2 protein-coding genes are annotated in these 2,319 nt (G+C 37.9%); both read right to left on the reverse strand.

Translation table 11 applies throughout. From position 1 onward, the window contains the following. Nucleotides 1–222 precede the first annotated feature (222 nt). Nucleotides 223–1,320 carry an IS91 family transposase gene (locus ACPDHL_RS16105; protein WP_430533721.1) on the reverse strand — a complete coding sequence of 366 codons (1,098 nt, stop codon included), beginning with the start codon at nucleotides 1,318–1,320 and terminating at the stop codon, nucleotides 223–225. After that, nucleotides 1,299–2,201 carry a tyrosine-type recombinase/integrase gene (locus ACPDHL_RS16110; RefSeq protein ID WP_073028679.1) on the reverse strand — a complete coding sequence of 301 codons (903 nt, stop codon included), beginning with the start codon at nucleotides 2,199–2,201 and terminating at the stop codon, nucleotides 1,299–1,301. The genes ACPDHL_RS16105 and ACPDHL_RS16110 overlap by 22 nt, the downstream gene beginning before the upstream one ends. Nucleotides 2,202–2,319 lie beyond the last annotated feature (118 nt).

Genomic DNA, 2,319 nt, shown 5'->3' on the forward strand with positions numbered 1-2,319 from the left:
AATAACTAAGCTTTCGTCTTGCCCGGAGGGCACGAGATGAAAGCCCGTTGAACGGAACCGTAGGAAGCTTAATACGTATTATGGAGTTTTCGAAGTATGACTTTAAGATATACCAGCAGTAATTTTAGGATTACTGCTTTTTTATGGTTAAAGTTGTGCTGTTTCAATTGTTTTTTGGTGTTTTTTGGAACAATTAAACACAAGTTCCCTTACCCGTAAAACCTAATTCACAGAAGCAATTGTGTTTTCGATAAGATATGCTTTTGGCGGACCTCTTTGCCCAAAAACATGTAACGTAACCAAATTACCAACTTTGCAACAATAACATTTTCGATGTTGTGTTTTAGGTTCAACTATCGGTCGAATGATATTTAAATCTTCTTGTAATTGTTGCAATTTACCCCGTTTCCAACTGCTACTTAAAATACCGTAATGCCTAATTCGAACAAAGCGTTTAGGCAGAATATGTAAACTAAAGCGGCGGGCAAATTCTTCGTTTTTTAATGTTAATTGCTTGGTTTTACTGTGGTCTTTATAATCTTTGTAATGAATGGTAACCTCTTGATGAGTTACGTTTTTAATCCGATGGTTGCTAATAGCCACCTTGTGCGTATATCTCCCTAAATATTCAATGACTTGTTTGGGACCACCAAAGGGGCGCTTGGCATAAACCACCCAATCCTTTTCAAACAAACTTTGCAAGACTTGAGCATCTGCCAATTTTTCTTTGCGCAACAAGGCTACATATTTGGCACGAAAAACCTTACTCAAGGCTTTTACTGCAAACAAGTATTTATCGGTTTTTATCTTTCGTTTCCATTTGCCGTTTGTATCAATTCCACCACCTGGAACAATGCAATGCAGATGCGGATGCAAGCTCAAATTTTGTCCCCAAGTGTGTAAAATAGCAATCATGCCCAAATGCAAACCTTCACTTTTACCAAATTGAGATAAAGTAGCCCAAACCGATTCAAACAAAATTTTATAAATCAATTGTGGTTGATGAAGCGCTAAGCCATTAAGCGTATCGGGTAAAGTGAAAACCACATGATAATACGAACAGGGCAATAAATCCTGCTCGCGAGACTGAATCCATTCCTCGCGTTTATGTCCTTGACATTTTGGACAATGCCTGTTGCGACAACTGTTGTAACTGATGTTGATGTTTCCACAGGTATCACACGCATCTACATGTCCGCCCAAAGCAGCAGTTCGGCATAAAGTCAGTGCTCGGAGTGTTTTCTCCTGATGAACCGTGAAGTTTTGATGGGATAAATCAACTTTTCTCAGCACATCAGCTACTTCCCATTGCGGCTGCATAGCGCAAAAACGGTATCAATTGGACTGTGTATTTTTTGGTTTTCGAGCTGACAAACATGTAAATATTCCATCGTAGTTTCGATGCGTTCATGCCCCATCAATTTCTGAACTTGCAGAATATTTACACCATCTTCCAATAAATGGGTCGCATAGCTGTGGCGCAGCGTGTGTGTATGCACATCTTTTAAAATGCCTGCTTTTTTACAAACCGATTGAATCGCCCATTGAACCCCGCGTTGGCTGTATCGAGAATCAAATCCTTTGGTATCTTTGGTATTACCCGTAAATAAAAATGTGGTGGGATGTTCGACTGAAATATATTTTTTAATCCCTCGAATGATATGATCAGAAAGCGGAACATAACGATCCTTCTTCCCTTTACTTTGAACGATATGAAGGAGTTTCCGATCAAAATCTAAATGCTTTAATTCGATGTTTCTCACTTCCATACAACGAAGTCCACAACTGTAAATCAAACCAATTAAAATGCGATGTTTAAGTAAATCGGCATGTTGAAGCAATTTCCAAATCTCATCTCGACTAAGAATTACGGGAAGTTTTTTTTCTTTAGGAATGGAAGGTAAATGAAGATAATCGTACGGAAGATTTTCGGTTTTTAATAGAAACCTTAGTCCGTAAACCGTGTGTTTAAAATACGATTGAGAAGGAGAATTCGACCGTTGTTGTAGTTCAAAAAGATAGTCTTTAACTTGTTCGGGATCTAATTCGGTAGGTAAACAGCCAAAATGAAGTGCCATTGCAGCCACATGGCGGGAATAATTATCAAAAGTGCGTTTACTTCTACCTAAAATGGAAATATTTCGTTCGAAACGTTGCAGAAGTTCAGAGAAACCATTAATTTCACTACAAGCGCGATTCAAATATTTGTTCGCTCTTAATTCCTCCGGAGATTTTTTTTAGTTACCATAATTTTATTTTTTTAATATCCTAAATATATGACTTCTAACGGAAAAGCTACCGAAGGTTTAGTTCAACATC

The organism is Myroides sp. C15-4 (genome assembly GCF_050522745.1).
In the GTDB taxonomy this organism is placed as follows: domain Bacteria; phylum Bacteroidota; class Bacteroidia; order Flavobacteriales; family Flavobacteriaceae; genus Flavobacterium.

Bases quoted from the DNA above. Each gene is read 5' to 3' on its own strand.
- ACPDHL_RS16105 (WP_430533721.1), bottom strand. From the start codon at position 1,320: ATGCAGCCGCAATGGGAAGTAGCTGATGTGCTGAGAAAAGTTGATTTA.